We start from the raw sequence: 25,985 nt of genomic DNA, 5'->3' as shown, positions 1-25,985 counted from the left end.
GCCCCTTACGGTTTGAGCGCCAGCGCCACCAGATCGGCGGAGGACACCCCCGCCGAACGCAGGAAACCCTGATAATAATCGCAGCCTTCGCGCGTAAGGAGATCAAGCTGCTGCTCGGTTTCCACCCCCTCGGCGATCACCCGCAGACCCAGCGACTTCGCCATATGGATGACGCCGCGAACGACGATCCGGTCGCGGGACGTCCCGGCGATGTCCTGCGCCAGGCCGCTGTCGATCTTCAGATAATCAAGCGGCAGGCTCTTGAGATAGGCGAGGCTGGAATAGCCGGTGCCGAAATCGTCCACCGCCACCGCCAGCCCTTCTGCGCGCAACGCCGTCAGCAACGCCGTGGCATTTTCGACATCCTCGATCAGGCCGCTTTCGGTGATCTCCACCGTCAGGCGCGACCGGGGAAAACCGCTCATGTCGACCAGGTTCAGGAATTGCGGCATGAAGCCGGGCTGGGCGATGTCCTCCGCCGTGACGTTGATCGACAGGCGCAGGTGGGACAGGGCGTGCGGCCAGGCGGCGGCCTGGCGCAGCGCTTCGGCCTGGATATGCGCCGAAAGCGGCAGCATATAGTCGGAACGCTCCGCCGTGGCGAACAGCATCCCCGCGCCCAGCGCGCCATATTGCGGGTGGTTCCAGCGCGCCAGCGCCTCTACCCCGATCATATGCTCGCCATCGACGGGATATTGCGGCTGGAACAATATGCCGATCTCCCCGCGATGAAGGGCAAGGCGCAAGTCGGTTTCCAACTGGTCGGCATCCACCTGGCGGCTGCGCTTTTCCGAAGAGAAGATGCGGATGCCCTCCCCGCCCCCGACCCGGGCATCGGCCAGGGCAGTTCCGGCGCGACGGATCAGCCGGGTGGCGTCATCGTCGGGGCGCGACTGGGCAATACCGCAGCGCGCCGTCAGACGGATCAGATGGTCCCCCGCGCTGAACGGCCGGCCAATGGCGCCGATCAGTTGGCGGGCCAGGAAGGTCGCCTTGTCCGCGGTGGCCGCCTCTCCGGTCAGGCCGATCAGGAATTCCGTCCCGGCGATGCGCGCGACCATGGTGCCGGCCGCCATATCGATGGTCATCCGCTCTATGCGGCGGGCGATTCGGCCCAGCAAGGCATCGCCCACGACCTGGCCATAGGCGGCGTTCATCCGGTCGAACTGGCTGATCGACAACAGCAGCACCGTCGTCGCCAATCCCTGCCGCCGCTCCAGCCAGTCGAGCGCCGCCTGGCGCGAACGCAGGCCGGTCAGGTCGTCACGGCCGGTCGCCTCATGGCCATGCGCATCGGAAAGCCATTCCACGTCCGCCGCAACGACGCCGTCGATCAACCGAAGATGATGAACCAGCCTGTCACCGGGCCGGCCCGGCGCCGCGTGGGCGAACGCCTCCGGACGACCCGACCGCATCATGCCGCGCAGCGCCGCGATCACGGACCGGCGTTCCGACCGGGGCAGGCACCGGATAAAGCCCGCCGGATCGACGCTCTGCCCCTCGACGCCAAGATGGCGGGCGAGATTGTCGCTGAGGCGGATCCGGTTCCCGTCCCGCTCCCAGAACAGGGCGTCGCCGCGCCGGATGCGTTGCGCCCGCCGGCTATGGGTGGTGCCGCCGACGAGCCGGTCGACCAGGCGCTGCGCCGAAGCCAGCGTCGCGCCCAGTTCGGCAGGCGTGAAGGGGGCCGCGAGATAATGCGTCGCCCCCGCCTCCAGCATGGCCGGCACGGCGGGAAGGTCATGCGCGTCCACCAACACGACCAGCGCACCCCCGCCCGCGTCCACCGCCGGCACCAGCGACGCGATCAGGCGAAGGTCGCCGTCCCGCGCGCCACGCATGTCGGTCAGCGCTATGCGGGCATCGCTGTGCAGGAAACGCTGCGCCGCATCGGTGGCGCGCCGCGCTGCGATCACGCGCCAGCCGGCCGACTGCGCGAGCTGCGACAGTCCATCGCGGTCGCCCGGCGAGAGAATGTAGAGGCTGCGCTGTCCGTCCAGTGCGGTCTCGCCGCTCACATCTTGCTCCTTGGGACGATCCACCAGCTCTTCCCTATGCTCTATCGGTTAGCGACCTGTTTACGCTCCCGCAACCAGTGACGCTTGCACGGGGCAGGTCCATCGCCTAACTTGCATATATGAAGACGACTGATCTTACGCGTGCGGCTCTGACCGATGCACTTGGCCGCCGGATCAGCTATTTGCGGATTTCGGTGACGGATCGCTGCGACCTGCGCTGCCGCTACTGCATGTCGGAACGGATGACCTTCCTTCCCAAGGACCAGGTGCTGACGCTGGAGGAGATCGGGCTGCTGGCCGACCTCTTCATCTCGCGGGGCGTTCGCAGGATTCGGCTGACCGGCGGCGAACCGCTGGTGCGCCGGGACATTGTCGACCTTGTCCGCCGCATCGGCCGCCATGTGGGCGAGGGTCTGGACGAACTGACGCTCACCACCAACGGCACGCGGCTCGCGCAGCATGCCGAGGCGCTGGCCCAAGCGGGCGTCAGGCGGATCAACGTCAGCCTGGACAGCCGCGACCCTTCGCGCTTCGCCCATGTCACTCGCAATGGCGACATCCGGCTCGTGTTCGAAGGACTGGAAGCCGCGCGGGCGGCCGGGCTGGCGATCAAGATCAACATGGTCGCGCTCAAGGGCCTCAATGAGGATGAAATCCTCCCGATGCTGCATTGGTGCGACGAACAGGGCTTCGACCTGACGCTGATCGAAACGATGCCGCTTGGCGAAACCGGGGAAGACCGCACCGATCATTATCTGCCCCTGACGGAGGTGGCCGACTCGATCCGCCAGCATCATGCCCTGACGCCGATACCGCATCGCACCGGCGGTCCGGCCCGCTACCATGCTGTGGAGGGGCTGAAGGCAAGGCTGGGGCTGATCACGCCGCTCACTCATAATTTCTGCGCCGATTGCAATCGCATGCGCATGACCTGCGAGGGCAAGATTTTCATGTGCCTGGGCCATGAAGATCATGTCGACCTGAAATCGGCCTTCCGGCAGGGCGGACTGCCGGCGGTCGAGCCGCTGATAGACCGCGCCCTTCGCCTGAAGCCGGCGGCGCATGATTTCCGCATCGGCGCTGGTGCTGCGCCGGCGGTGCGAAGACATATGAGCGTGACCGGCGGATGACCGAAGAGGTCCGGCGCGCCCTGGTCGCCTCCTCCAGTCCAGCAGCCAAGGCGGCGGAGGAAAGGTTGCGCGCCGCTTATGATTTCGTCCCGGTCGAGCAGGCGGACATGATCATCGCGCTCGGCGGCGACGGCTACATGCTCCAGACGCTGCACTCCATGCTGGAGGGGCGGCACATCCTGCCGGTCTTCGGCATGAATCTCGGCACGGTCGGCTTCCTGATGAACGAATGGCGGCTCGAACGGCTGGAACAGCGGATCGAGGCGGCGAAGCCGTTCAAGGTCAATCCCCTCCGCATGATCGTCGACACGGTGGATGGAGAGCGCTTTTCCATACCCGCGATCAACGAAGTGTCCCTGCTGCGCGAAACGCGCCAGACCGCCAAGCTGGAGGTCAAGGTCAACGATCGCACCGTCCTGCCCGAACTGGTGTGCGACGGCGTGCTGGTTGCTACGCCGGCCGGATCGACGGCCTATAATCTTTCCGCCCATGGGCCCATCCTGCCGCTGGGATCGGCGCTGGTGGCGCTGACGCCGATCAGCCCCTTTCGCCCCCGGCGCTGGCGCGGCGCGATCCTGCCTGAAAATACCGCGATCCAGTTCACCGTGCTCGATCCGGTGAAGCGGCCGGTCAGCGCCGTCGCCGATCAGCGCGAGGTTCGCGACGTGGCGCAGGTGGAGGTGAAGATTGATCGCGCGACGCCGCTGACCCTGCTGTTCGACCCGGAACATACGCTGGACGACCGGATCGCGGCCGAACAGTTCATCGCGTAAAAATTCCGTCATTTGCCGCTTGCCATTGCGGGAAAGCCGCTGCTATAGGCGCGGCCTGCCCGGCGAAGGCCGGGTTGCTCCCCGATAGCTCAGCGGTAGAGCATTCGACTGTTAATCGAATGGCCGTAGGTTCGAATCCTACTCGGGGAGCCACTTTTCAACCGGCGATCGAGCCGGAAAATCCACCATGATCCGACAGGCTGGCCGCCCCTCTTCACGGTACATCAAGCCACCGGTCCATTTTTTCGGGCGGACGGCTTTTGCCACCCTTGCCATTTCACGAAAGCCACTGCATATGCGCGGCCTGCCCGACGAAAGTCGGGTTGCTCCCCGATAGCTCAGCGGTAGAGCATTCGACTGTTAATCGAATGGCCGTAGGTTCGAATCCTACTCGGGGAGCCACTTTCCTTCCGGTGCCGAAGCCGTAGTCCGGCGGATCGTCATCCCGCCCCCGACAGCCTCCGTTCAGCCGCGCTGATCCGCCGCCAGGGCGCGCACCACCTTCTGGTCGACCGCCCCGAAATGGTCGCCGACCGCCTGCATCTGCACGCGATCGCCGAACCGCAGGAAAGACGTCGCAGGGGCGCCAGAAGCGATCATTTCAATGGCGCGGCGTTCGGAAATGCAGGCCGAACCAACCCTGTCATAACTGGCATTGGAAACAGTGCCCGAACCAATGATGGTCCCCGCGACGAGATCTCGGGTCCGCGCGGCATGGGCAACAAGTTCATGGAAACCAAAGGCCATCTCGCCCCCGTCGGGATTGCCGAACCACTGGCCGTTGACATGGACCTCCAGCGGCAGGTGCACCCTCCCGTTCTTCCACGCGTCGCCCAGTTCATCCGGCGTGACGGCAAAGGGAGCGGCGGAACAGGCCGGCTTGGCCTGTACCCAGCCAAAGCCGGTCTTCATCTCGACAGGCGCGATGGCCCGCAGCGACCAGTCATTGGTGAGGATGACGAGCCTTATATGCTTCATCGCCTCCTGCGCGGTGATGCCCATCGGCACCGCATCGGTGATGACGCCGAACTCGCCCTCGAAATCGATGCCATCCGCCTCGCTGGGCAAGGGCACATCGGCGTGGCCCGGCAGGAAACGGTCGGACAGGCCCTGATACATCAGTGGCCGGTCAGTCTCGATCGGCGGCAGGTCGAAGGCGCGCTGCATAAGCTCGCCATGCTGCGGAAATGCCGATCCATCGAGCCATTGCCAGGAACGCGGCAGGGGAGCCAGCAGCGCTGCGGGATCCAGCACCTCTCCCTCCCCCGCTTCCAGCCGGGCCGCCAGCCCCCGCATCGCCCGTTCGGTCTCCCCCCAATGCTCCATCGCCGCAAGGAGGCTCGCAAAGCGCCCACCAACCGGCAGCAGGCGATCGCCACCGGCCGATATCACCACAAGTTCGCCATCCGCCTGACCGTTGGCCCGCGTTGCAACCCTCATGCGGACTGTTCCCCCTTGATCATCATTTGCAGCTTCCGGCGCGCCCGCGTCCCGCCGGAGTCTATGCCCAGCGAAAGCGGCTTTGCCGTCCAGAAATCCTCACCCTCCAGATTCTCGTAGGCGGCCTTGATGATCGGCTTGTCCTCCTCGTCAAATGCCTGGGCGAAAAGCGCCTTGAGAAACGCGTCCGTCTCTGGCGAGTCCAGATCATGCATGCGCGCGGAGGCCCAGAAATAATGCGCCGTCGTCGCGCTCGCAGGCGTCAGCACGTGCGCCTGATACGCAACCACCCCCGTCTCGCGCAGTCCGCCCGACGGACAGGAACCGATCTCCAGCAGCATTGTCGCGGGCGCGTTCCACCGCATCTCCAGCCAGTGGTCGGTAATCATGTCGGGGGGATAGATGCCCATCGTGTGGCTCGGGGCGGGCACGCCGGGCATCCACCAGTTGGATCGCAGCGTGTCGCCTTCGTCGATCACCTCGTGACGGCCGGCAAATATGACGCCACCCCCGGCAAAGGACCCCTTGTGCACGAACTCGATATGCGAAAGGTCCATCAGATTGTCGGTGCCGAACTCATAGGGCGCCTCCAGCAGCGTATAGCCGCGCACGACGCGCACGGTGTCGCTGTCCTCGACCAGGCCAAGGTCCGGTATCATCGCGGGATCGGCGGATTGCGGCTCGCCACCCCATAGCCAGATCGCGCCATGACGTTCGTCGCACAGCCACGCGTCGATGCGGGCGGCGGCCGGAATATTCTCCGAAAAGGGGTTGCGGACGCAGCCGCCCGATCCATTGAAGGTCAGGCCGTGATAGGAGCAAACCAGCGCGTCGCCGTGCACCTCTCCCAGGCTCAATGGCGCGAAACGATGGGGACACCGGTCCGCCACCGCGCTGACGGCGCCCGCGTCCGTCCGGAACAGGGCAATCCGGCGGTCACGGATGCGGCGGCTGATCACCTGGCCGGGACCAAGTTCCTCGCTCCACCCGGCCATGTACCAGACGTTGCGCAGATACTCGGCCATGGCCTTCACTCCTCGAAAATGGCGACGGCGCGGGTCCAGCCGGCCGAGGCGCCCTTGATCTTGTGCGGGAAGCAGCTGACGGTGAAGCCATCGGGTGGCAACACCTCCAGATTGTGCAGCTTTTCAAGGTGGCAATAGCCGATGTCGCGGCCCGCCTTATGCCCTTCCCAGATCAGCGAGGTATCGCCGGTTTCCTTCACCTTTTCCGCCGTGTGGACGAAGGGCGCGTCCCACGACCATGCGTCGGTCCCTGTCACCCGCACGCCCCGGCTGGTCAGGTAGATGGTGGCCTCATAGCCCATGCCGCAGCCCCGGCTGACATAGTCCGGATCGCCCAGCGCCTTGCCCGCAGCCGTGTTGATCATCACGATTTCCAGCGGCTTCAGCTCATGTCCGATGCGCTTGAGCTCCGCCTCCACATCCGCCGCCGTGACCACATAACCGTCGGGAAAATGACGAAAGTCCAGCTTGACCCCTGGCTGGAAACACCATTCCAGCGGCACCTCGTCGATGGTCAGGGCCGGTTTGCCGCCATCCTGCGTCGGATGGAAATGCCAGGGCGCATCAAGATGGGTGCCGTTATGAGTGGTCAGCCTGACTGATTCCACCGCCGCAAAACCCTCGCCCCCCGGCGTTTGCTCCGCCGTCACGCCCGGAAAGAAAAAACCAAGCTCCTGCATGGTTTCGCCATGCTTCTGATAGGTGATCTCCGGCCGCAGGAACGGCGGATCGCTCACCACCTCATTGCACAATGTGATCGACAGATCGACGAAGCGGCGCGTCATGCCGTATGTCCTCCCAGCGTTTCGGCAAACCAGTCGGCAATGCAATCACGGCCATAGCTCATATTGTCCGCGCCGACATGCTCCACCCCGCCCTCGCGCGCGGTGAAGATCACCTTCTCGCGCCGGGGGGAGTTCACGAGCTGCCCATAGAGATCGTCGGCATAGCTGGCGCTGATCTGCCGGTCCTGCGCGCCATGGGTGACGAGGAAGGGCACCTTGATGCGGTCCATATGGCCGTTGAGGTTCATGCCCTGCGACTTTTCCAGAAATTCGTCCATATCGCCCGCGCCAAAGGCCCACATGACATGCGCCCAGTAATGCGGCACCGGATTCTCGCCCTCGCGCTTCATCCGCTTGTCCTGCACCTCGCGCCAGTTGTGGTTGGCGCCCCAGACCGCGCCGGAGGCGAAGCGGGGTTCATAGGCGACCGCGCGGGGCGCGAAATGGCCGCCCAGCGAAATGCCGGTCATGCCGATGCGCCTGGGATCGACGTCGGGCTGCTGCTCCAGCCAGTCCACCGCCTTGCTCGCCCAGCTTTCGCTATGCGGCTCGATGGGCAGGTTCTGCAGGCGAAGCGCCTCACCGCTGCCCGGCTGATCGACGCAGAGCGTCGAAACCCCGCGCCGCGCCAGAGCCTCCGGCAACCGCGACCAATAGAGCAGTTCCTTGCAGCTATCGAGGCCGTTGCAATAGACGACCACCGGATGCGGCCCATCCCCCGGCGCGCGGGTGTAGAGCGCTGGCATGGTCCCCCTCTCCAGCGGAATGTCCACCCGTTCCCGGTTGATCCTGCCCAGGACCGTCGAGCGGTCGAAGGTCTCCCGCGCCTTGGCATAGGTGGCCTGGCGTCCCGGATGACCATGCCCTTGCATCCGCTCCGCATTCAGGAGGTAGAGCGCGGCGCGTTCCAGCTTGTTCGATGCCGAAAAGGCCCGTCCCTTCGCCTCATCCTCGGCGGCGAGGTCAATCAGCTTGTCGCCCATCGCCGCCCATTGCGCCATGAATTGCGGCGTCCCCGCATCCGCGCCGCTCGCGGCCGCGTCCCGGATCGGCTGGCACATGTCCACGATCTCGCCGATCTGGCCGCCGCTCTCCATTGCGATGGCGACCGACAGGTTCCAGATATAGTTGGGGAAATATTCGAACAGAGCCATGCGATCAGGCCTCCACCGCCACGAACAGCCCCGGATTGGGCGTAGGATGCGGCAGGGTCTGCGGCCCGCCAACGCCAATGCCCCATTGGTCCATGACCATCGGCGCGGGCGTGTAGACGGTCGGTTCCCGCGTCTCGAAATCCACCTCTTCCAGCTCCGACGTATATTCCGTGACAAAACCGTTCGGCGTCACGAAATAGCTGAACGTGTTGTTGCCGGCCGTGTGCCGCCCCGGACCCCAGCCGATGTCGACATTCTTCAGCTTCAACCGATGCACGCCGCGCATCATGTCGTCGATCGAAAGCATGTCATAGGCCACATGGTTGAGGCACGGCGGCCCCGGAAGAATGGCGATGCGGTGGTGCGCCGAATTGCAGCGCAGGAAACACATGAAATCGCCCAGCCAGTCGGATATTTTGAAGCCCAGCACGTCGGTGAAGAATTTGACCAGCGCCGGATGGTCCGGCGAATGCAGCACGATATGGCTGATCTTGACCGGCAACCCTTCCCAGCGCGTCAGTTCGCGCTTCGGCCCGGTTTCGACATCGCTCGAAATCTCGAACTGAAGGCCGTCGGGCGAGAAGAAGCGAAAACCATAGCCGCCGCCCGGCGTCGTCAGGTCGCGCGGTTCATGCACGATCTTCGCGCCCGCCGCCGCCACCTTGCCGCACAGGGCATCGACATCGGCACGACTCTCCGCGGCGAGGGCGATGACATCGACCCGGTTTTCGTCCGCCGGCCGCAACCGCACGACATGATGCTCGCCATGGCCGGGCGCCTTGAACCAGGCAAGACCATCGTCGGAGGGAACGGGATCAAGCCCGAAGACTTCGCCATAATAGCGGCGTTCGGCCTCGATATCGGTGACGCCATAACCAATATAGCGGATTTCAGTGACGCGGCTCATTGCCGGCTTCCTTGTTGCATGAGGGATTTCACAGCGGCTGAGATACGACGGCGAACATTTCAGCCGTCGCCTTGTGGTTGTCCACCAGCGGGCCCTTGCCCAACTGGCCGTAACAGATGGCCAGGCTGCTCTCGACGATATAACGGCAACGCTCATGGCGGCGATCGCGATAGGCCTTCAAGGCCGCCTCGACATTGTCGTGCTTCCCAAGCTCGTCGACGAGGACGATCGCATCCTCGATCGCCATGCCCGCCCCCTGCCCCAGATGCGGCGTCGTGGCATGGACCGCATCGCCCAGCAAGCCCACGCGTCCCCTGCTCCACGGACCATGAACCATCATGCCTTCAAGGGGGCGGTAAACGACGCCATCATCGTCGGTGATCTGTTCGGCCAGGGCGCGGATCGCCGGCGCGCAATTGGCGAGCTTGCCGCGCATCGCCGTCGCCAGCCCCTGGCGCGGATAGCGCGGATTGTCCGGCTCGGGCGTGGTGACATACATATACATAAGTTCCGGCCCGATCGGCACCAGTCCCACCCCGATAGGGCCGTTATAGGCCCGCAACGCATCCAGATCGGTATCGCGCGGCAGATTATATCGCCATACCGCCTGCCCGGTGAACACCGGGCGCTCCGCGCCGGGCAGGATGAGGTCGCGGACCTGCGAATAGACGCCGTCCGCGCCGATCACCAGGTCGAATGCGCCCGCCGAACCATCGGAAAAGGTCACATGGACTTGCGCACCATCATCCGAGAGGCTCTCCACTGTCACGCCGAGTCGGATTTGCGCACCCAGCCCCTTGGCGCTGTTCCCCAGCACGCTCTGCAGGGCGCGCCGGCCAATCCCGACATTCGCCGGCTTGCCCTCGACCAGCCGGGGCGACGGAATACGCGCCACCCGGGTTCCGTCCGGGGCAAAAACCTCGACGGCGTCGAAACCGCAGGCCGCATCAAGGAAATTCTCCAGCACGCCAAGCTGATCCATGGCCCGCAAGACATTGGATTGCTGGATGATGCCGACGCCATAGACCGACCATTCAGGATCGCGCTCGATCACCAGCACGTCATGGCCGGCGCGGCGTGCCGCAATCGCGGCGGACAGGCCGCCAATGCCCGCTCCGACGATCAGCATGTTCAATTTTTGCATTCCAGGCTCTCCGTGAAGGCGTCGCACGGACCGATGCCGCCACCGCCGCACCCTCCCCGCAGGCAGACCTTCTTCCAGGTCACTGCCGCACGCCGTCTTTTCTATTGCCCAAAAGCTAGCCGGAAACGGATCATCCTCAAAAATAATTCTTTTTATAGCCTTCTATCGATTTCATGGATTTTGAGGGGCGGCCTCCATCAGCGTCGCGATCAACCAGCGCAGACCCGCATCGTCAGCCCGTGCCCTGTGATATTGCACCATTTCCCGCATGCCCGGCATGTCGAACGGCAGCGGCGCCGATTTGATCGGATAATGGAGCGAAGCCCTCTCCGCCAATCGTCGATGCATGACAGCCAGACGAGCCGTTCCGACCAAAAATTCAGGAATGAGGGTGAAGGAGGAAACGCGGATCTCGATCCGCCGCTCTATTCCTCGCGACCGCATGAAGGATTCGGCAAAGGACGCGCGGTTGACGCGCCCGATCTCCACGGCGACATGGCCGGCGGCCTGAAACTGGTCCATGTCGATCGCGCCTGCGAACATCGGGTTTTCGTTCCAGCCGGCTACGACATGTTCTTCCTCGAACAACAGTTCGGCGGGATGATCCCCGCTGATATAGATTTCAGGCGCCAGCAGCATGTCGGTCTCGCCCCGGTCGAGCTCCGCCGTGGCCTCGTCACTCAGGGGGACAAGTTGTATCCGCAAATTGGGCGCCACCAATTCCATCTTCGGCAGCAGCGGCGCGATCAGCACGCTGGACAGAAAGTCCGACACGCAAAGCTTGAACGTCCTGTTGCTCGTGGCCGGATCGAAATAGGGGGACGTGCTGATGAGCGAATCGACGTCGCCCAGCAAAGCCGTGATCGCCGGCAGCAGTCGCATCGCATGGGGCGTCGGCAACATCCGCTTGCCATGCGGAACCAGCAGCGGATCACCGAAGAACACCCTGAGCCGCGACAGGGCGGCGCTGATGGCAGGCTGGCTGAGATTGAGCTGCTCGGCCGCGCGCGTGACGCTCTGCGCCTCCAGCAACGCGTTGAGGCAGACCAGAAGGTTCAGATCCAGACCCTTGTACCGCATTGTCGCTCCATTTTATTCATAACCAAATTTGTTACATAACAATAAAAACTAATCATTTCCATTATGACAACTCCCCTGCAAGGATGAAAATAACGATAGTCAAGAACATCTGGGGAGAGAGAAATGCTGTGCAGAACCTTGTTCCGCTCATCAGTCGCAATCACCGCGCTGGCGCTGGCAAGTCCGGTTGTCGCGCAGGAAGGAAGCGATGCCCGGCCTGATCCTGCCGCCTCCGGCAACGGCCTTTCCGATATCATCGTCACCGCGCAGCGCCGCGAGGAAAATCTCCAGCGCGCCGCCCTCGCGGTCAGCGCCGTGAACGGCGATGTGCTGGTCAACCAGAGCGTCACGCGGGCCGATGACCTGACCCGCCTCGTGCCCGCGCTGCAAGTGGCGCCGGCTTCCTCCTTTACCCAGATCTACCTTCGCGGCATCGGCACCTTCGGGGCGAACGCCTTTGCCGAACAGGGTGTCGCCTTCAACCTCGACGGCGTCTATCTGTCCCGTCCGGCGGCACCGGCCGCCCTCTTCTATGACCTGGAGCGGTTGGAGGTGCTGAAAGGGCCGCAGGGCACGCTCTATGGCCGCAACGCATCGGGCGGCGCCGTCAACGTCATCACCGCCAAGCCGAAGCTGGGGGAAACCTCCGGCTTCCTGACCGGCGAATATGGCAATTACGACACCTTCAAGACCTCCGGCGCCATCAACCTGCCGCTGGGCGACCAGGCCGCCCTGCGCATTTCGGGCCAGCGCGCCAGGCATGACGGCTATATGAGCGACGGTTATGACGACGAAGACAGCTGGGCGCTGCGCGGCCAGCTGCGCTTCGATACAGGCGGCGGGTTCAATGCCAATCTGATGGTCGATTATGGCCATGTCGGCGGCATGGGATCGGGCGGCACGATCATGCCTCTGCTGGCCGGCAAGAAGCGGCTGGGTCCAAGCGACCCGGCCGTGATCGCTGCCTATCTGGCGAGCCCACCCACACTCCCGGTGCCTCAGATCATCGCCCGCGACGATGGCTATCAGGACAATGAATATTATGGCGCGATCGCGACCCTCAACGCCGATCTGGGCTTTGCGGAACTGACGGTCATTCCCGCCTGGCGCAGGACAAATCTGGATTTCCTCGGCTACGCGTCCAGCTTCCTTATCGACGTGACCGAGAAATCGGACCAGATGTCGCTGGAAACCCGCCTCGCCAATCAGAGCGACAGGCTGAAATGGGTGCTCGGCTCCTATTATTTCGTGGAGGACGTGTCGGCGCGCCAGTTCTTCGACCAGGGCAGCAACGGCACGCGCATCAACTCGGAACTGGAAACAAACAGCTATGCGGTATTCGGCGAGGCGACCTATTCGCTGACCGACCGTTTCCGCCTGACCGGCGGCTTGCGCTATACCCATGACAACAAGAAGCAGGATACGGAAGCGCACACCTATCCCTTTGTCGGCTTCGTGCCGCCCGCCTTCCCCAACTTCACGCCAATCATCCTCGACCTGCGCACCGACGCCACGTCCGACGTGAATTTCAGCAAGGTGACATGGAAGGCCGGCGTGGAATATGACGTCGCCGACCGCTCGCTGCTTTACGCGACGGTCTCCACGGGCTTCAAATCAGGCGTGCTTTTCTCTGCGCTGGGGCGGAATTTTTCCCGCCCCGAACGGCTGACCGCCTACACCATCGGCAGCAAGAACCGGTTCCTGGACAACCGGCTGCAACTCAATGTCGAGGCCTTCTACTGGGATTACAAGGACCAGCAGATTTCGCATCTGGCGCCGGTCCAGGTCGCCATGACGCCGGGCGGCCCGATATATGGCCCTGTTTTCGCGACGGAGAATGCGGGCGCGGCGACCCTCTACGGCGCGGAACTGGAAATGCTGTGGAAGGTCATGCGCGACGGCGTCCTGTCGCTCAACGTCCAGTATCTCCACACCAAATATGACGACCTCAACTATCAGGCCTATTCGACCAGCGGCCCCGCACCGGTGATCGGTTGCGCGGTGACGCCATCGTCGCTGACAGGAGCCTCGCCCGCCGCGCGCATCTACAATGTCGATTGCTCCGGCCGTCCGCTGGTGAATGCGCCGAAATGGGTGGTGAACGCCGGCTATGAACATAGTTTCGACCTTGGTGGCACCGGCCGGATCAGGGCGGGCGTCGATACCCGCATCGAAAGCTCGCGCTATCTGTCGCTGGATTATCTGTCGCTGGGCCGGCAGGGCAGCTACATGATGTCCAACGCGCGCCTCACCTATGAAACGGCCTCGGGCAAGCTGGCGGTGACCGCGTTCGTGAACAATATCGAAAATAGGCTGGTATTCGCCAATTCGGTTCAAAGCCCCGCCAAGTCGGGCGTGATCTACAATCAGATCCGTCCACCGCGCACCTATGGCATCCGCGGTACGGTACGCTTCTGATCGCGTCGCGGGGCGGGTTGGCACCCCCGTCCCGCGCGCTTCTCTCGGCATGGGGCAACGGGTTCGCAACAGCAGACTGGCGGAACAACCGGCATAGACCGGGCCAGCAATATACAGGTCAGCAAATGGAGGACATCATGGCAGGGACCGGACCGACCTTTCCAGGCGTCAGCATGGATCGTCGCGCCCTGCTAGCGGCTGGCGGCGCGACCGTGGCGGGGGCATTGGCCACGCGCGCCGCCGCCGCCCCCCCCTCCCCCCTGCGCCTGATCGCCGTCGAAGAGGCATGGGCCTGCCCGGAGTGGATGGAGGCGATGGCGACGCTGCCGGCGCGCGGGCTGGAGGAGGATGAGGTCCGCGCCTTCCAGATGCTGGCGCATATCGGGGACATTCATGCGCGCCTCCTGGACATGCATATGCGTCAGACGGCAATGGACGAAAATGCCGTGGACATGCACGTGCTCAGCCTGACCGCGCCGGGCGTGCAATCGTTCGACAATGCGTCCGCGCTTCGGCTCGCGCGGCTGACGAATGACCGGCTGGCGCGGATCGTCGCGGACCAGCCCCGCCGCTATGCGGCGCTTGCCTCCGTTCCTCCCCAGGACGTGCCGGGCGCGATCATGGAAATCCGCCGCGCCCGGCGCGAACTGGGGCTGAACGGCATCATCATCAATTCGCACACGCGCGGCGAATATCTGGACGACCGCAAATATTGGCCATTGTTCGAAGCCGCGGCCGAAACCGGCGCGCCGGTCTACATCCACCCGCGCACGCCCAATCCGACCATGGCGCCGCTGTTTCGCGATTATAATCTGTGGGGCGCGATCTACGGATATGGCGCGGAAACCGGGCTTCATGTGATCCGCCTGATCTCCAGCGGCCTGTTCGACGCCTATCCCGACCTCAAGGTCGTGATAGGCCATATGGGCGAGGGATTGCCTTACTGGTTCTACCGCATCGACCATATGCACCATAATATGGTGACGCTGGCCAAACCACCGCTCCGGCCGGTGCTCAGGAAAATGCCCAGCGAATATTTCAGGTCCAATATCTCGATCACCACCAGCGGTGTGAACTGGCACCAGGCCCTGGCCTTCGCGGAGGAGATCGTCGGCGCGGACAACATCATGTTCGCAATCGACTACCCCTATGAACGAACGGAACCGGCGGTTGCGTTCATCCGCTCCGCCCCCCTTCCTCCCGACAAGCTGGAGCGGATCGCCCATCGAAATGCCGAGAGGATTTTCGGCATCAAACCGGCCTCCTGAAAAGATTTGCGGGCGGACACCATGGGTGCCGCCCGCAAATCATATCCCTTTGGTCGCCGACTTTTTTTTCAGCGTGACGCGTATTGGCGGCCCCTGGTCGCCAACGCCCAGCGCTGCGGCGTTGCGTCGGCCACATTTTCGCGCACGAAGCACTGGCCGCGCCGCGCCTGGATCGCGCGGCAAAGCGCAACCGCCTCCGCACGTGCGTCGAAACCGCCGACCGCCAACCGCGCGAAAGTGGCGCCGTTCACCGTGATCTGGCTGGTAACGACCGGCAAATTCGCCAGCACGCCGTTGCGGCGAGCCATGGAGAACCATTTTTCCTTGGCAATGGCCGCATTGTCATAGGCGCCAAGCTGGACCACCCAATGACCATCGTCCTTTCCGCTGAAGCGGAAGGCAGCCTGCTGGAACCGTGCGGCCGCCGTGGCACGGACGGGCGCCATCCCTCGCGAAACCTCGCGAACCGGTGCGACGATCGCCTGGATCATCGGTGCCGGCGCCTCGGATATAACCGGGGAAGGCGCGGGTGCCGGATCGGCGGCGGCGATTTCGACTGGCGCGGCCTCGACGGCCTGCTCGGCCGGAGCGGCTTCGGCGGACCGGACTTCGGCGGACTGGACTGGCGACGACTCAACGGGTGCCGACACCGGCGCCGCCAGCGCAAGGGCAACCGGCTGCCCGGCGTCCGCGCCGTCGATCGTCACGCCCATCAGGGCGGCGACCCGCTGTTGCGAAAGGCCCGGCGCGGCGGTCTGCGCCCATTGGGTGATGCGCTGGTTGGCGGCAAGCGGATCAAGGTCGAAGCCCGCCATCATGCGCGCATCCTTCCATCGTCCGGCCAGCGCATAGGCATAGGCCAGGTTCTGGCGGGTGCGGGCATTGGCCGACGGATCATGGATCATCTCGGACAGGATGCGCACGCCCTCCGGCGCGTCGCCCGCCATCGCCATGGCCAGGCCATAATCGGCGGCGGGCAGGACGTCGGCATGGCTTGCGAGCAGGTCGCGCGCGGCGCGATCCTTGCCCAGCCCTACCTGCACCAGCGCAAGGGTGATGATGGTCCGCGCATCGCCATTGCCCAGCGTCATCGCGTCAGACAGAGCGGTTTCCGCCGATGCGAAGCGACCGTCAGCGACATAGGCGCGACCCAGCAACTGGCGGTAGCGGGCATCCTGCGGCGCCGCCTGCACGGCCGCCTCGGCCAGGTCGACCGCGCGGGCACCCTCGCGATCCGCCAGCGCCTTCTCGACGCCGGCCGCAAGACGGTCGGGCTGTTGCGGCGCGACGGCGGCGGTGCGGAACGCCGCCCCGGTGCATCCCACCATGGTCGTGCCGATCATCATCGACGCGACCGCTGCTTTGGCGAAGGCGTTGCGCTTCATCGCTTCCCAACCCTTAATTGTCGCCGCGGGCGCGCGGCAGTTGCTGGGCCAGCCGGTCGACGTCCGGCAGGCTGCCAAGATAGGCGTCCAGTGCTTCGGTCACCATCTGCTGCGCGGACCGGCCGACAATGGCGCTGGCCAGACGCAGCTTCAGATGGCGGTCGGCATCCAGCCGCAGGGTGAAGGCGGCCTTGCGCCCCTTCGCCACGGCGGAGGCGCGGGGCTTTTTCCCGGCCTTTTCGACCTTGGCGGGCACAGCCGCTTCGGCAATGCGTTCGGCCAGCTCCTCGCGTTCGGTGACCACGGCGGGCACCGGCGCCACGGCGGGAACCGCCGTCATGGGCGTCAAGCCGGCAACGGAGCGGGCTTCGGACGGCGCCGGTTCCGGCTGCGTCACGTCAAAGCCCATGTCGTTCCAGCCCAGATCCTCCTGCAGCGCCGTCGCTCCGGCGGTCATGCCGAAGACGGGGCGGCGCATGGCGGGCGAGGCGGCGCCCTTGCGCGCCAGCAGGCCGGAAGTCAGCGAAGCGAGAGGTTTCGGTTCGACCATGATGCTCCCCTTCCCTTATTGCGAGACCCGGCGGCCGAAGCCACCGCTTGTCGGACGGGCCGTCCCCGCCGCGCCGACCGCATTGTGCGGAACGGAAAAGACGGTACGACGGAAATTCTTTTCCAGCCGGTCGGACACATAGGTCCAAAGCTGCACGACTTCGCTGGCGGATCGACCATTGGGATCGACCTCCATCACCGTGCGGCCATCGATCATCGATGCGGCGAAATCCGTGCGGTGGTGCAGCGTGACCGGCGCGACGGTGCCGTGCTGCGACAGCGCGACTGCCGCTTCGGATGTGATGCGCGCCTTGGGCGTGGCGGCGTTGACCACGAAGATCAGGGGCTTTCCCGCCCTTTCGCACAGGTCCACCGTGGCGCCCACGGCACGCAGGTCATGCGGGCTCGGACGGGTTGGAACGACGATCAGTTCGGCGACGGAAATGACGCTCTGGATCGCCATGGTGATGGCCGGCGGCGTATCGATGACGGCCAGCTTGAAGCCCTGCTGGCGAAGGATTTCAAGGTCCGCCGCCAGACGCGCGACCGTGGTCTGGGCAAAGGCGGGATATTCGGCCTCGCGCTCGTTCCACCAGTCGGCCAGCGAACCCTGCGGATCGATGTCGATCAGCACGACCGGACCAGCGCCAGCCATCTGCGCCTGAACGGCCAGATGCCCTGACAGGGTCGTCTTGCCAGAGCCCCCCTTTTGCGATGCCAATGCCAAAATGCGCACGCAACTTCCCCCAGAAAACCAATGCATGGCAGGATTGCCACAGGCCCGCCTAAGAATTGGTTAATCCGCGTGGAAGCCTGACAGCCGGTAAAAAGGCGATGTTCTTAATGCTAAGTCGCTATTAACCTTGACGTGGCATAGACCGGGCAGGAACCCTTGGGAGCATGAGCATGAAGCATATCTGTGGCGTGCTGGCCGCCGGCGCGGTGTTGATCCTGGCGCAGCCAGCGCTGGCCGACGTCAAGGCAGGCGTCGATGCCTGGCAGCAGGGCGACTATGCCAAGGCCGTCGCCATATGGCAGCCGCTGGCGCAGTCCGGCGATCCCGACGCGCAGTTCAACATGGGCCAGGCCTACAAGCTGGGCCGTGGAGTGAAGACCGATCCGTCCGCCGCGATCGACTGGTACGGCAAGGCCGCAAGGCAGGGCCATGCGCGGGCCGAGGACAATCTGGGGCTGCTGATGTTCCAGCAGGGTGACCGGGCTGGCGCCCTCCCCTATCTTCAGCGCGCCGCCGAGCGGGGCGAGCCGCGCGCGCAATATATCGTCGGCACGGCCCTGTTCAACGGAGACCTGACCGCGAAGAACTGGGTGCGCGCCTATGCGCTGATGACGCGGGCGTCCGAATCCGGCCTGGCCCAGGCAACAGCCAGCCTCCGCCAGATGGACAAATATATTCCGCAGGATCAGCGCGACCAGGCCGTCGCCATGGCCCGCTCCATCGGCCAGCAGAACAGCAGCCTGGCGGCGGATGAGCCTCGCCGGCCCGCGCCGGTCATGCGGGAAGCTCCCGCCCCGGTGCGGAGCGCGCAACTGCCGCCCTCCGCTTCGTCCGCACCCAGGACGGCCGAACCGGCCCCCCGGCCCGCACCCGCGAAGACAGCCGCAGCCAAGCCCCCGGAAGCCAGGCCGGCCGCCTCCAAGCCCGCGCTCCCCAAGCCCGCAAGCGGCGGCTGGCGCGTGCAGATCGGCGCCTTCAGCGCGGAAGCGCGCGCCCGCACGCTCTGGACGCAACTCAGCGCGAAGGTGGGCGGCCTGTCCGGCTATCAGCCCTATATCATGACCAGCGGCGGCGTGACCCGCCTGCAGGCGGGTCCCCTGGCGAGCAGCGCGGACGCCACCCGGCTGTGCAGCGCGATCAAGGCGGCCGGCGCGGAGTGCATGCCAAAGAAGATGTAATTCTTGCTACGACTTGGAATTTTATTTCAACCATGCGATAATGGAAACTCAGCACGGAGCGTCCCATGTCGGTGGAAAATCTGTCGGTGATCAATGCGCTGGTCGAGGGGTTTCTTGGCCCCGAACCGGCCCGGGCGGCGCTGGCCGCGCTCGATCTGGACAGCCGCCTGACCGAACAGAGCGGCCCCCATGTTTCCCGCGCCGCCTTCGCCATGGCGATGAACGTCGCGCTGTTCCACGATCTTCTCCAGCGCGTGCCGAGCGGGGCGGCCTATGTCGCGGACCGGCTGGCGCGCGGCGGCAGGGTGGTGTTCGACCATGGCGCGCTGCGCACCGTAAGGCTGGTCGAGGGTGCGACCGGGCAATTGCCGCCGGGCGAGGAGGCCTTCACCCGCATATTGCTGCCCCTGGGCTATGAGATGGCGGCGGTCTACCCGCTCGACCGGCTGCGGATGACGGGCCGGGCCTATCGCCATGTCGACCTGCCCGAATCGATCCCGCAATTCTTCCTGTCGGAACTGCATGCCGACCGCTTCGACCCGGAATTTGCCGAAGCCGCGGCGCGGGTGTTCGGCACGTCCCGCGATCCGCTGACGCCGGAAGCGCAGGCCGTGCTGGAAAAATTCGCGGACAAACGCCCCGTCACGCGGGCGGAGGCGGCCGCCGCCCTGCCCGCGATCGTGGCCGCCTTCGACCGACAGCACCAGCCGCCAAGCATGGAGGATTATGAACTGCTGCTCTCCCGATCCCATGAGGCGGGCTGGATCGCGACGGAGGGCAATGCCTTCAACCATGCGACGGACCGGGTGGCGGACGTCGCTGCTTTGGCGGAACGGCTGAAGACGCAGGACTGGCCGATCAAGGAGCGGCTGGAGATCTCGATCACCGGGCGGGTGCGGCAGACCGCCCTGCGCGCCGACACGATCGAACGGCTCTTTGCCGGCAACGAACTGCGCCGCGTTCCCGGCTCATTCTACGAATTCATCAGCCGCGACATCGATCCGGAAACCGGCAGGCTGGACCTTGCCTTCGACACCGGCAACGCCACCGGCATCTTCGCCATGACCAGCGCGGCGGACGAGGGACGCCCGCAACAGGGTTGATCGGCGGGCGCGCTTGAGGCAACGGGTTCGCCGAATTTGCGGGGAGATGCACGTTGACTGATCCGGTTGTCCCATCCTGGGTGCTGACCCTGGCCTGCGCCGACCGGGTCGGCATCGTCGCGGCCGTCAGCCAGTTCCTGGCGGAACGTGGCGGCTTCATCACCGACAGCCAGCAATATGCCGACCGGGAGGCAGGCCGCTTCTTCATGCGCGTCGCGTTCGAGGCGACGGACCAGCGCATGGGCGACACCGACCGGCTGCGCGGCGAATTCGGCGATATCGGCACCCGTTTCGCGATGGACTGGCGGTTGACCAGCGCCGATGAAAAGCCGCGCATGCTGATCGCCGTGTCCAAGGGGTCGCACTGCCTGGCGGACCTGCTGCACCGATGGCAGACGGGAACACTGGCGGTCGACATCATGGGCGTGGTGTCCAACCATCCCGACATGCGCCGGATCACCGAATGGCACGGCATCCCCTATCATGAGCTGCCCCCCAATGGCGACAAGGCCGCGCAGGAGGAGGCGCTGTTCAACCTGTTCGAACGGACGCGCTCGGAATATCTGATCCTCGCCCGCTATATGCAGGTGCTCTCGGGCGAACTGGTCGAAAGGCTCGCCGGGCGCTGCGTCAACATCCACCACAGCTTCCTCCCCGGTTTCAAGGGCGCGCGCCCCTATCACCGCGCGCATGAGCGGGGCGTGAAGCTGATCGGCGCCACTGCCCATTTCGTTACCGCCGACCTCGACGAAGGGCCGATCATCGAACAGGCGGTGGAACGCGTGGACCATCGCGCGACGGCGGAGGACATGATCCGCATCGGACGCGACATCGAAGCGCAGGTGCTCGCCCGCGCCGTGACATGGCTGGCGGATCGCCGCGTCCTGCAGAATGGCGGCAAGACGGTGGTGTTTCGCTAGGCTGTTATGCCCCCACCGTGCTCCTGCGAAGGCAGGAGCACGGCAGACATGGGGTACCCTGCGTTTTTTTGATCGGAAGGCAGGTCGTGAATCGCCCGATCCCGCCTCCCCCCTATCAAGCCAGCTTCCGCGCCCGTTCCCGCCACGCCTCGGCCAGCACCGGCATGTCCGCCAGCGCCCGCACGGCGTCCGGCTCACCCTTGTGCCCGCCCCCGATCAGCAGCCGGAACACTCGTGCGATCGACCATTGGGGCAGGGGCCGCTCCAGCAATTCCATCATCACGCCGGCCTCCGCCTCTCCCTCCCGCAGCACGCGGAAATAGATGCCGCAGCGGGCGGTCTTCACGATCGTCGCCATGACGTCGCGCGCGCCGAAACGATGGTCGAGCTTCCAGCAGGGCTGCCGCCCATGGCTCGCCTCGACCACTGCGCTGCCCAGCGAAAAGCGGTCACCCAGGCAGACCTCCTCCTCCGTCATCCCGCGGGAGGCGATATTCTCGCCAAAGGCGCCCGGCTTCTCCAGCAAGGGATGGCCGGGCTTGCGCTCGCGCCACCAGCCATAATGGTCCTGCGGATAAAGGTGGATCGCCTTGTCCCACCCGCCATGATGCACGGGGTCGGCCACGCTGTCGCCCGCCAGGCCCAGCCAGCCGATCCGCACCGCGCCCGACACCGGCTGCTTCGCGATCGCGCTGTAATCGCCATCGCGGAAGGGAACGGGTATCCCCGTCAGCAGCGCGTCGACAGTCATGAAGGAAGCGGTCATGCCTCCCCATGCCACGGAAGCAACCGTGAGGAAAAGGCCGCCTGATGGAAAAAGGATTCAGCCGGGGGAAAGCTCCGAACCCAGCTTCAGCACTTCGGAACCGCTGTCGGTGGTCACCAGATAGGCGGGATTGCGGCTGGACCCGTTACGCCTGATGACCGCGCCTTCTATCCGGCACTCCACCTGCCGCTCGAACCGCTCCGCTATTCTCCCACGGCCGACGCCCTGCCCCCAATTCCACTTGACCCTCGCTCCTTTTCGAAAGCTTTCGGTCATCAAGCATCTCTCCTTCGGGGAACAACCACGACGGCCGGCCGTCATCGCTGCCGCTACTGTGGTGGATTTGAAATACGCCTCATTATGGCGGCCAGGTGGGGAGCGTATTTCAAATCCAAAGACCACAGTAGAATCATATAGTTGCTAGTGACCCTGATAAATCTGAAGTTCGTTCAACGCCCACCCAGCAGTGTGACGAACTTCAGATTCGGGTCACTAAGCAAAAATCCCGAATGCCGCGCTGGTTCCCTTGGGTTTTGCGCTTGCCTGGGTTAAGGGCGGCGGATGGATGTCACGGGGCTTCGCGTCGCACTCTTCAGCGGCAATTACAACTATGTGCGCGATGGCGCGAACCAAGCGCTCAATCGCTTCGTCGGCTACCTGCTGCGGCAGGGAGCGAATGTGCGCGTCTATTCACCCACCACCGATACGCCGGCCTTCGAACCGGCGGGCGATCTGGTCAGCACTCCTTCCTTTCCGGTTCCGGGCCGCCGCGAATACCAGGTTCCCTACCGCATGTCGGGCGCGGTGCGCCGCGACCTCAGGGCCTTTCGTCCGAACCTGGTCCACGTCTCCAGCCCCGATCCGCTCGGCCATCGCGCCGTCGCCTGGGCGCGCCGCCACGGACTGCCGGCGGTCGCCTCCGTCCACACACGCTTTGAAACCTATCCGCGCTATTATGGCCTCGCCTTTCTGGAGCCGGTGATCGAATCGCTGCTTCGCCGTTTCTACCGCCGCTGCGACGCCATCGTCGCGCCGTCCGAGTCGATGGCGCAGCTCCTGCGCGAACAGCGGATGAGCTATGATGTCGGCATCTGGACGCGCGGCATCGACCGCGAAATCTTCCATCCCGGCCGCCGCGACATGGCCTGGCGCCAGTCGCTCGGCATCGCCGACGATGAACCGGTGATCGGCTTCATCGGCCGCCTGGTGATGGAAAAGGGCCTCGACGTCTTTTCCGACACGATCGATCATCTGGCGGCGAAGAATGTGCGGCACAAGGTGCTGATAATCGGCGAAGGGCCGGCGCGGGAATGGTTCGCGAACCGCCTGCCGAACGCCGTCTTCACCGGATTCCAGAAGGGCCCCGACCTGGGCCGCGCCGTCGCAGGCATGGACATGCTGTTCAACCCCAGCGTCACGGAAACCTTCGGCAACGTCACGCTGGAGGCGATGGCCTGCGGCCTGCCCACCGTCGCCGCCCGCGCCACCGGCAGCGAGAGCCTGGTCGCGGACGGGATCACAGGCCGGCTGATCCGGCCGGGCGCCATCACCGCCTTCGCCAACGCGCTGACCGTCTATTGCACCGATTCCGCTGCCCGCGCCGCCGCCGGTGCCGCCGCCATGGCGCAGGCGGAACATTATGGCTGGGATCAGGTGAACCAGGCGCTGGTCGACACCTATCTGCGCATCATCCGCCAGCGCGAACATGGCGCGCTGGTCCGGTCGAGCCCTGTTCCCTGAAAGCAAAAGCCTGACTATATCCGGGGCAATGGCCGATCTTTTCGCTCCCCACGATCTCCCCCCTGTTCCAGCCGACGCGCCGCTGGCCGACAAGCTGCGGCCCCGCACCCTGGCGGAGGTCGTCGGCCAGGATCATCTGACCGGGCCGGAGGGCGCGATCGGCCGCATGGTCGCCGCCGGCCGCCTCTCCTCGATCATCCTCTGGGGCCCGCCGGGCACGGGCAAGACCACCATCTCACGCCTGCTGGCGGATGCCGTCGGCATGCGTTTCGAACCGATCTCCGCCGTCTTCTCCGGCGTTGCCGACCTCAAGAAGGTCTTTGCCGCCGCGAAGGAACATGCCCGGCGGGGCGAGAAAACCCTGCTCTTCGTGGATGAGATCCACCGCTTCAACCGGGCGCAGCAGGACAGCTTCCTCCCCTTTGTGGAGGACGGCACGGTGACCCTGGTCGGCGCGACCACCGAAAATCCCAGCTTCGAACTCAACGCCGCACTGCTCTCCCGCGCACAGGTGCTGATCCTGCGCCGCCTGGATGCGCCCGCGCTGGAACAGTTGCTGGAACGCGCCGAAACGGTGATGGAACGCGCCCTGCCGCTCGACACCGCCGCCAGGGACGCCCTGCTCGCCAGCGCCGACGGCGATGGACGCTTCCTGCTCAATCAGGTCGAGACCCTCTATTCCATCGACATTCCGCAGCCGCTCGATCCGGCGGGCCTTTCGGCCCTGCTCCACCGCCGCGTCGCGGTCTATGACAAGGATCGGGAGGGCCATTACAACCTCATCTCCGCCCTTCACAAATCCCTGCGCGGTTCCGATCCGCAGGCCGCGCTCTATTATCTGGCGCGCATGCTGACCGCGGGTGAGGAGCCGCTCTATGTCCTGCGCCGCCTCGTCCGCTTCGCCGTGGAGGATATCGGCCTTGCCGACCCGCAGGCGCTCGTCCAGTGCCTCGCCGCCAAGGACAGCTACGACTTCCTCGGCTCGCCCGAAGGCGAACTCGCCATCGTCCAGGCCTGCCTCTATTGCGCCACCGCGCCCAAATCCAACGCCGCCTACAGTGCCATGAAATCCGCCTGGAGGTCCGCCCGCGACACCGGCTCGCTCATGCCGCCGCAGAATATCCTGAACGCCCCGACCAAGCTCATGAAAGACGTGGGCTACGGCAAGGGCTATCACTATGACCATGACGCGGCCGACGGCTTTTCCGGCGACGATTACTGGCCCGAAGAGATGCAGCCCCAGACCTTCTACGCCCCCACCGAACGCGGCTTCGAGGCGCGCATTGCCGAACGCATGGCCTATTGGGACCGCTTGAGGACCGAACGCCGCCAGAAATGACGCCCCGTTTCACCCGCTACGCTGTCATCGACTGGTCCGGCGCAAAGGGATCGCGCCACAAGGGGATTGCCGTCGCCCTGTGCGAAGCCGGCGATGCGGCACCCCGGCTCCAGCATCCCGACGGCGGCGGCGTCTGGTCGCGCCGCGCCGTCGCGGACTGGCTTGTCCGAACCGCGCGGGAGGCCCCGACCCTGTTCGGCTTCGATTTCAGCTTCGCCCCGCCCTATGTCGCGCGCCAGAGCTATCTGCCCGGCGACATCGTGCCCACCACCGCTCCGGCCTTCTGGGCCTATGTCGACAGCATTTGCGCGGATGAGGATCTGGGCGCCGCCAGCCTGCTCGAACACACCCACCGGCGGCATTTCTATTTTGGCAAGGTCGACGGCATCAAGGCGGACTATATGCACAACCGCGCCTGCGAGGCGCACTATAATGCCCAGGGCGGCGGCAAGCCCTCCACCGTCTATGACGCCATCGGCGCGGCGCAGGTCGCCAAGGCGAGTTTTTCGGGGATGCGCCTGCTCCACCACGTCCATCCCCATGTCCCGGTCTGGCCGTTCGACCCGCCGCCGCCAAAGGGCTCCCTGATCGTGGAGATCTACACCAGCATCGCCGCCCGCGCCGCCGGACGCCCCAAGGGAAAGGCCAAGATGCGCGACCTCCCCGCGCTGAACGACGCGCTCCTCGCCGTCGGATCGCAACCGCACAGGGGCCTCCCGCCTGACGACCATGGCGCCGACGCGATCCTGACCGCCGCCTGGCTGCGACGCATGGCCCCGCGCCCCGGCCTGTGGAACCCGCCGCCTCTCGACGAAAAAATCGCCGCAACAGAGGGCTGGACGTTCGGCATCATCTGATAGTAAGGCGCTCCCCGTCCGAAACGGATATGCCGGATTAGCACAGCGGTAGTGCAGCGGTTTTGTAAACCGAAGGTCGGGGGTTCGATCCCCTCATCCGGCACCATATTCCCCTCGCGCCCGCGACGCGACGGTCGCCACCCCAACGCACTCCAGCTTTCAACCGATCCTGCCGCCGCTTCACGCGATGCCCCGGATCGCCCGCCGCGCCAGAAAAATAGCCCGAAAAGCAAAATGGGGGCCGGCATTTCTGCCGGTCCCCACTTCCGT

Annotated in this window: 23 protein-coding genes and 3 tRNA genes; 13 read left to right on the top strand and 13 right to left on the bottom strand. The window is 65.1% G+C overall.

The features are described from left to right. Positions 1-5: 5 nt before the first annotated feature. A complete protein-coding gene (locus ACN9MX_RS03405; protein WP_363754080.1) occupies positions 6-2,018 on the bottom strand; it encodes a putative bifunctional diguanylate cyclase/phosphodiesterase in 2,013 nt (670 codons plus the stop codon). Positions 2,019-2,137: 119 nt separating this feature from the next. Between ACN9MX_RS03405 and moaA the strand changes: the two genes are divergently transcribed. The 4 genes from moaA (at position 2,138) to ACN9MX_RS03385 (ending at position 4,323) form a co-directional block, all read left to right on the top strand. Then, complete coding sequence (gene moaA, locus ACN9MX_RS03400) at positions 2,138-3,148, top strand: GTP 3',8-cyclase MoaA (RefSeq protein WP_133651891.1); 1,011 nt, start codon at positions 2,138-2,140, stop codon at positions 3,146-3,148. Continuing rightward, on the top strand, positions 3,145-3,921 hold the full coding sequence (locus ACN9MX_RS03395; protein ID WP_363735038.1) for an NAD kinase: 777 nt from the start codon (positions 3,145-3,147) through the stop codon (positions 3,919-3,921). Before moaA ends, ACN9MX_RS03395 begins: the two co-directional genes overlap by 4 nt. Positions 3,922-3,999: 78 nt before the next feature. Beyond that, positions 4,000-4,074: transfer RNA gene (locus ACN9MX_RS03390), tRNA-Asn, on the top strand. A gap of 174 nt (positions 4,075-4,248) precedes the next feature. Further along, positions 4,249-4,323 (top strand) — tRNA-Asn (locus ACN9MX_RS03385). Positions 4,324-4,386: 63 nt separating this feature from the next. On the opposite strand, the gene ACN9MX_RS03380 is transcribed toward ACN9MX_RS03385, so the two are convergent. The 7 genes from ACN9MX_RS03380 to ACN9MX_RS03350 all read right to left on the bottom strand — a co-directional run bounded on the left by ACN9MX_RS03380 (position 4,387) and on the right by ACN9MX_RS03350 (position 11,456). Continuing rightward, positions 4,387-5,361, bottom strand: coding sequence for a fumarylacetoacetate hydrolase family protein (locus tag ACN9MX_RS03380; protein WP_363825499.1), 975 nt, complete (start codon positions 5,359-5,361; stop codon positions 4,387-4,389). After that, a complete protein-coding gene (locus ACN9MX_RS03375) occupies positions 5,358-6,386 on the bottom strand; it encodes an aromatic ring-hydroxylating dioxygenase subunit alpha (protein ID WP_363825496.1) in 1,029 nt (342 codons plus the stop codon). The genes ACN9MX_RS03380 and ACN9MX_RS03375 overlap by 4 nt, the downstream gene beginning before the upstream one ends. A 5-nt stretch (positions 6,387-6,391) precedes the next feature. Beyond that, positions 6,392-7,171 carry a cyclase family protein gene (locus tag ACN9MX_RS03370; protein ID WP_363825493.1) on the bottom strand — a complete coding sequence of 260 codons (780 nt, stop codon included), beginning with the start codon at positions 7,169-7,171 and terminating at the stop codon, positions 6,392-6,394. Beyond that, positions 7,168-8,325, bottom strand: a complete 1,158-nt coding sequence (locus ACN9MX_RS03365) for an alpha/beta hydrolase family protein (RefSeq protein ID WP_363825490.1) — start codon at positions 8,323-8,325, stop codon at positions 7,168-7,170. Before ACN9MX_RS03365 ends, ACN9MX_RS03370 begins: the two co-directional genes overlap by 4 nt. 4 nt (positions 8,326-8,329) lie before the next feature. After that, positions 8,330-9,232 (bottom strand): VOC family protein, encoded by a 903-nt coding sequence (locus tag ACN9MX_RS03360; protein WP_363825488.1) that lies wholly within the window; start codon positions 9,230-9,232, stop codon positions 8,330-8,332. Positions 9,233-9,260: 28 nt separating this feature from the next. Next, entirely contained in the window at positions 9,261-10,376 is a 1,116-nt protein-coding gene (locus tag ACN9MX_RS03355) for an FAD-dependent oxidoreductase (protein WP_363825486.1), read from the bottom strand. A gap of 171 nt (positions 10,377-10,547) precedes the next feature. Then, a complete protein-coding gene (locus ACN9MX_RS03350) occupies positions 10,548-11,456 on the bottom strand; it encodes a LysR family transcriptional regulator (RefSeq protein WP_363825483.1) in 909 nt (302 codons plus the stop codon). Between the two features lie 123 nt (positions 11,457-11,579). On the opposite strand from ACN9MX_RS03350, the gene ACN9MX_RS03345 reads away from it, so the two are divergent. Then, positions 11,580-13,874 carry a TonB-dependent receptor gene (locus ACN9MX_RS03345; protein WP_363825480.1) on the top strand — a complete coding sequence of 765 codons (2,295 nt, stop codon included), beginning with the start codon at positions 11,580-11,582 and terminating at the stop codon, positions 13,872-13,874. Positions 13,875-14,011: 137 nt separating this feature from the next. Continuing rightward, on the top strand, positions 14,012-15,142 hold the full coding sequence (locus ACN9MX_RS03340; protein ID WP_363825477.1) for an amidohydrolase family protein: 1,131 nt from the start codon (positions 14,012-14,014) through the stop codon (positions 15,140-15,142). A 68-nt stretch (positions 15,143-15,210) separates the two neighbouring features. Here ACN9MX_RS03340 and ACN9MX_RS03335 read toward each other — a convergent pair whose 3' ends face one another. From ACN9MX_RS03335 to ACN9MX_RS03325, 3 genes are read right to left on the bottom strand one after another with little or no spacing between them, the layout of a single operon-like run. After that, a complete protein-coding gene (locus tag ACN9MX_RS03335; RefSeq protein WP_363825474.1) occupies positions 15,211-16,527 on the bottom strand; it encodes an SPOR domain-containing protein in 1,317 nt (438 codons plus the stop codon). 13 nt (positions 16,528-16,540) lie between these two features. Beyond that, on the bottom strand, positions 16,541-17,077 hold the full coding sequence (locus tag ACN9MX_RS03330; RefSeq protein WP_363735050.1) for a hypothetical protein: 537 nt from the start codon (positions 17,075-17,077) through the stop codon (positions 16,541-16,543). 15 nt (positions 17,078-17,092) lie between these two features. Next, a complete protein-coding gene (locus tag ACN9MX_RS03325) occupies positions 17,093-17,812 on the bottom strand; it encodes a ParA family protein (protein WP_363754052.1) in 720 nt (239 codons plus the stop codon). 164 nt (positions 17,813-17,976) lie between these two features. Between ACN9MX_RS03325 and ACN9MX_RS03320 the strand changes: the two genes are divergently transcribed. The 3 genes from ACN9MX_RS03320 to purU all read left to right on the top strand — a co-directional run bounded on the left by ACN9MX_RS03320 (position 17,977) and on the right by purU (position 21,013). Next, a complete protein-coding gene (locus tag ACN9MX_RS03320) occupies positions 17,977-18,990 on the top strand; it encodes an SPOR domain-containing protein (protein ID WP_363825471.1) in 1,014 nt (337 codons plus the stop codon). A 65-nt stretch (positions 18,991-19,055) separates the two neighbouring features. Beyond that, the gene (locus ACN9MX_RS03315) at positions 19,056-20,093 is read left to right on the top strand and encodes a 2-oxoadipate dioxygenase/decarboxylase family protein (RefSeq protein WP_363825468.1); all 1,038 of its coding nucleotides are present in this window, start codon (positions 19,056-19,058) and stop codon (positions 20,091-20,093) included. 80 nt (positions 20,094-20,173) lie between these two features. Further along, a complete protein-coding gene (gene purU, locus ACN9MX_RS03310; RefSeq protein ID WP_414714624.1) occupies positions 20,174-21,013 on the top strand; it encodes a formyltetrahydrofolate deformylase in 840 nt (279 codons plus the stop codon). A gap of 115 nt (positions 21,014-21,128) precedes the next feature. On the opposite strand, the gene ACN9MX_RS03305 is transcribed toward purU, so the two are convergent. Continuing rightward, a complete protein-coding gene (locus ACN9MX_RS03305) occupies positions 21,129-21,779 on the bottom strand; it encodes an MOSC domain-containing protein (RefSeq protein WP_363825465.1) in 651 nt (216 codons plus the stop codon). Between the two features lie 57 nt (positions 21,780-21,836). Continuing rightward, positions 21,837-22,055, bottom strand: coding sequence for a DUF2945 domain-containing protein (locus ACN9MX_RS03300; RefSeq protein ID WP_133651874.1), 219 nt, complete (start codon positions 22,053-22,055; stop codon positions 21,837-21,839). A gap of 285 nt (positions 22,056-22,340) precedes the next feature. Here ACN9MX_RS03300 and ACN9MX_RS03295 point away from each other — a divergent pair, with 285 nt between their 5' ends. The 4 genes from ACN9MX_RS03295 (at position 22,341) to ACN9MX_RS03280 (ending at position 25,821) form a co-directional block, all read left to right on the top strand. After that, positions 22,341-23,519, top strand: coding sequence for a glycosyltransferase family 4 protein (locus ACN9MX_RS03295; protein WP_363825462.1), 1,179 nt, complete (start codon positions 22,341-22,343; stop codon positions 23,517-23,519). A gap of 28 nt (positions 23,520-23,547) precedes the next feature. Further along, on the top strand, positions 23,548-24,858 hold the full coding sequence (locus ACN9MX_RS03290; RefSeq protein ID WP_363735057.1) for a replication-associated recombination protein A: 1,311 nt from the start codon (positions 23,548-23,550) through the stop codon (positions 24,856-24,858). Next, positions 24,855-25,715, top strand: a complete 861-nt coding sequence (locus ACN9MX_RS03285) for a hypothetical protein (RefSeq protein WP_363754041.1) — start codon at positions 24,855-24,857, stop codon at positions 25,713-25,715. The genes ACN9MX_RS03290 and ACN9MX_RS03285 overlap by 4 nt, the downstream gene beginning before the upstream one ends. Positions 25,716-25,746: 31 nt before the next feature. Continuing rightward, a tRNA-Thr gene (locus ACN9MX_RS03280) sits at positions 25,747-25,821 on the top strand. Positions 25,822-25,985: the final 164 nt, after the last annotated feature.

Origin of the sequence: Sphingobium sp. R-21 (genome assembly GCF_049913335.1) — a bacterium.
Lineage (GTDB): Bacteria > Pseudomonadota > Alphaproteobacteria > Sphingomonadales > Sphingomonadaceae > Sphingobium.
This window is presented reverse-complemented; position numbering and strand designations above follow the sequence as displayed.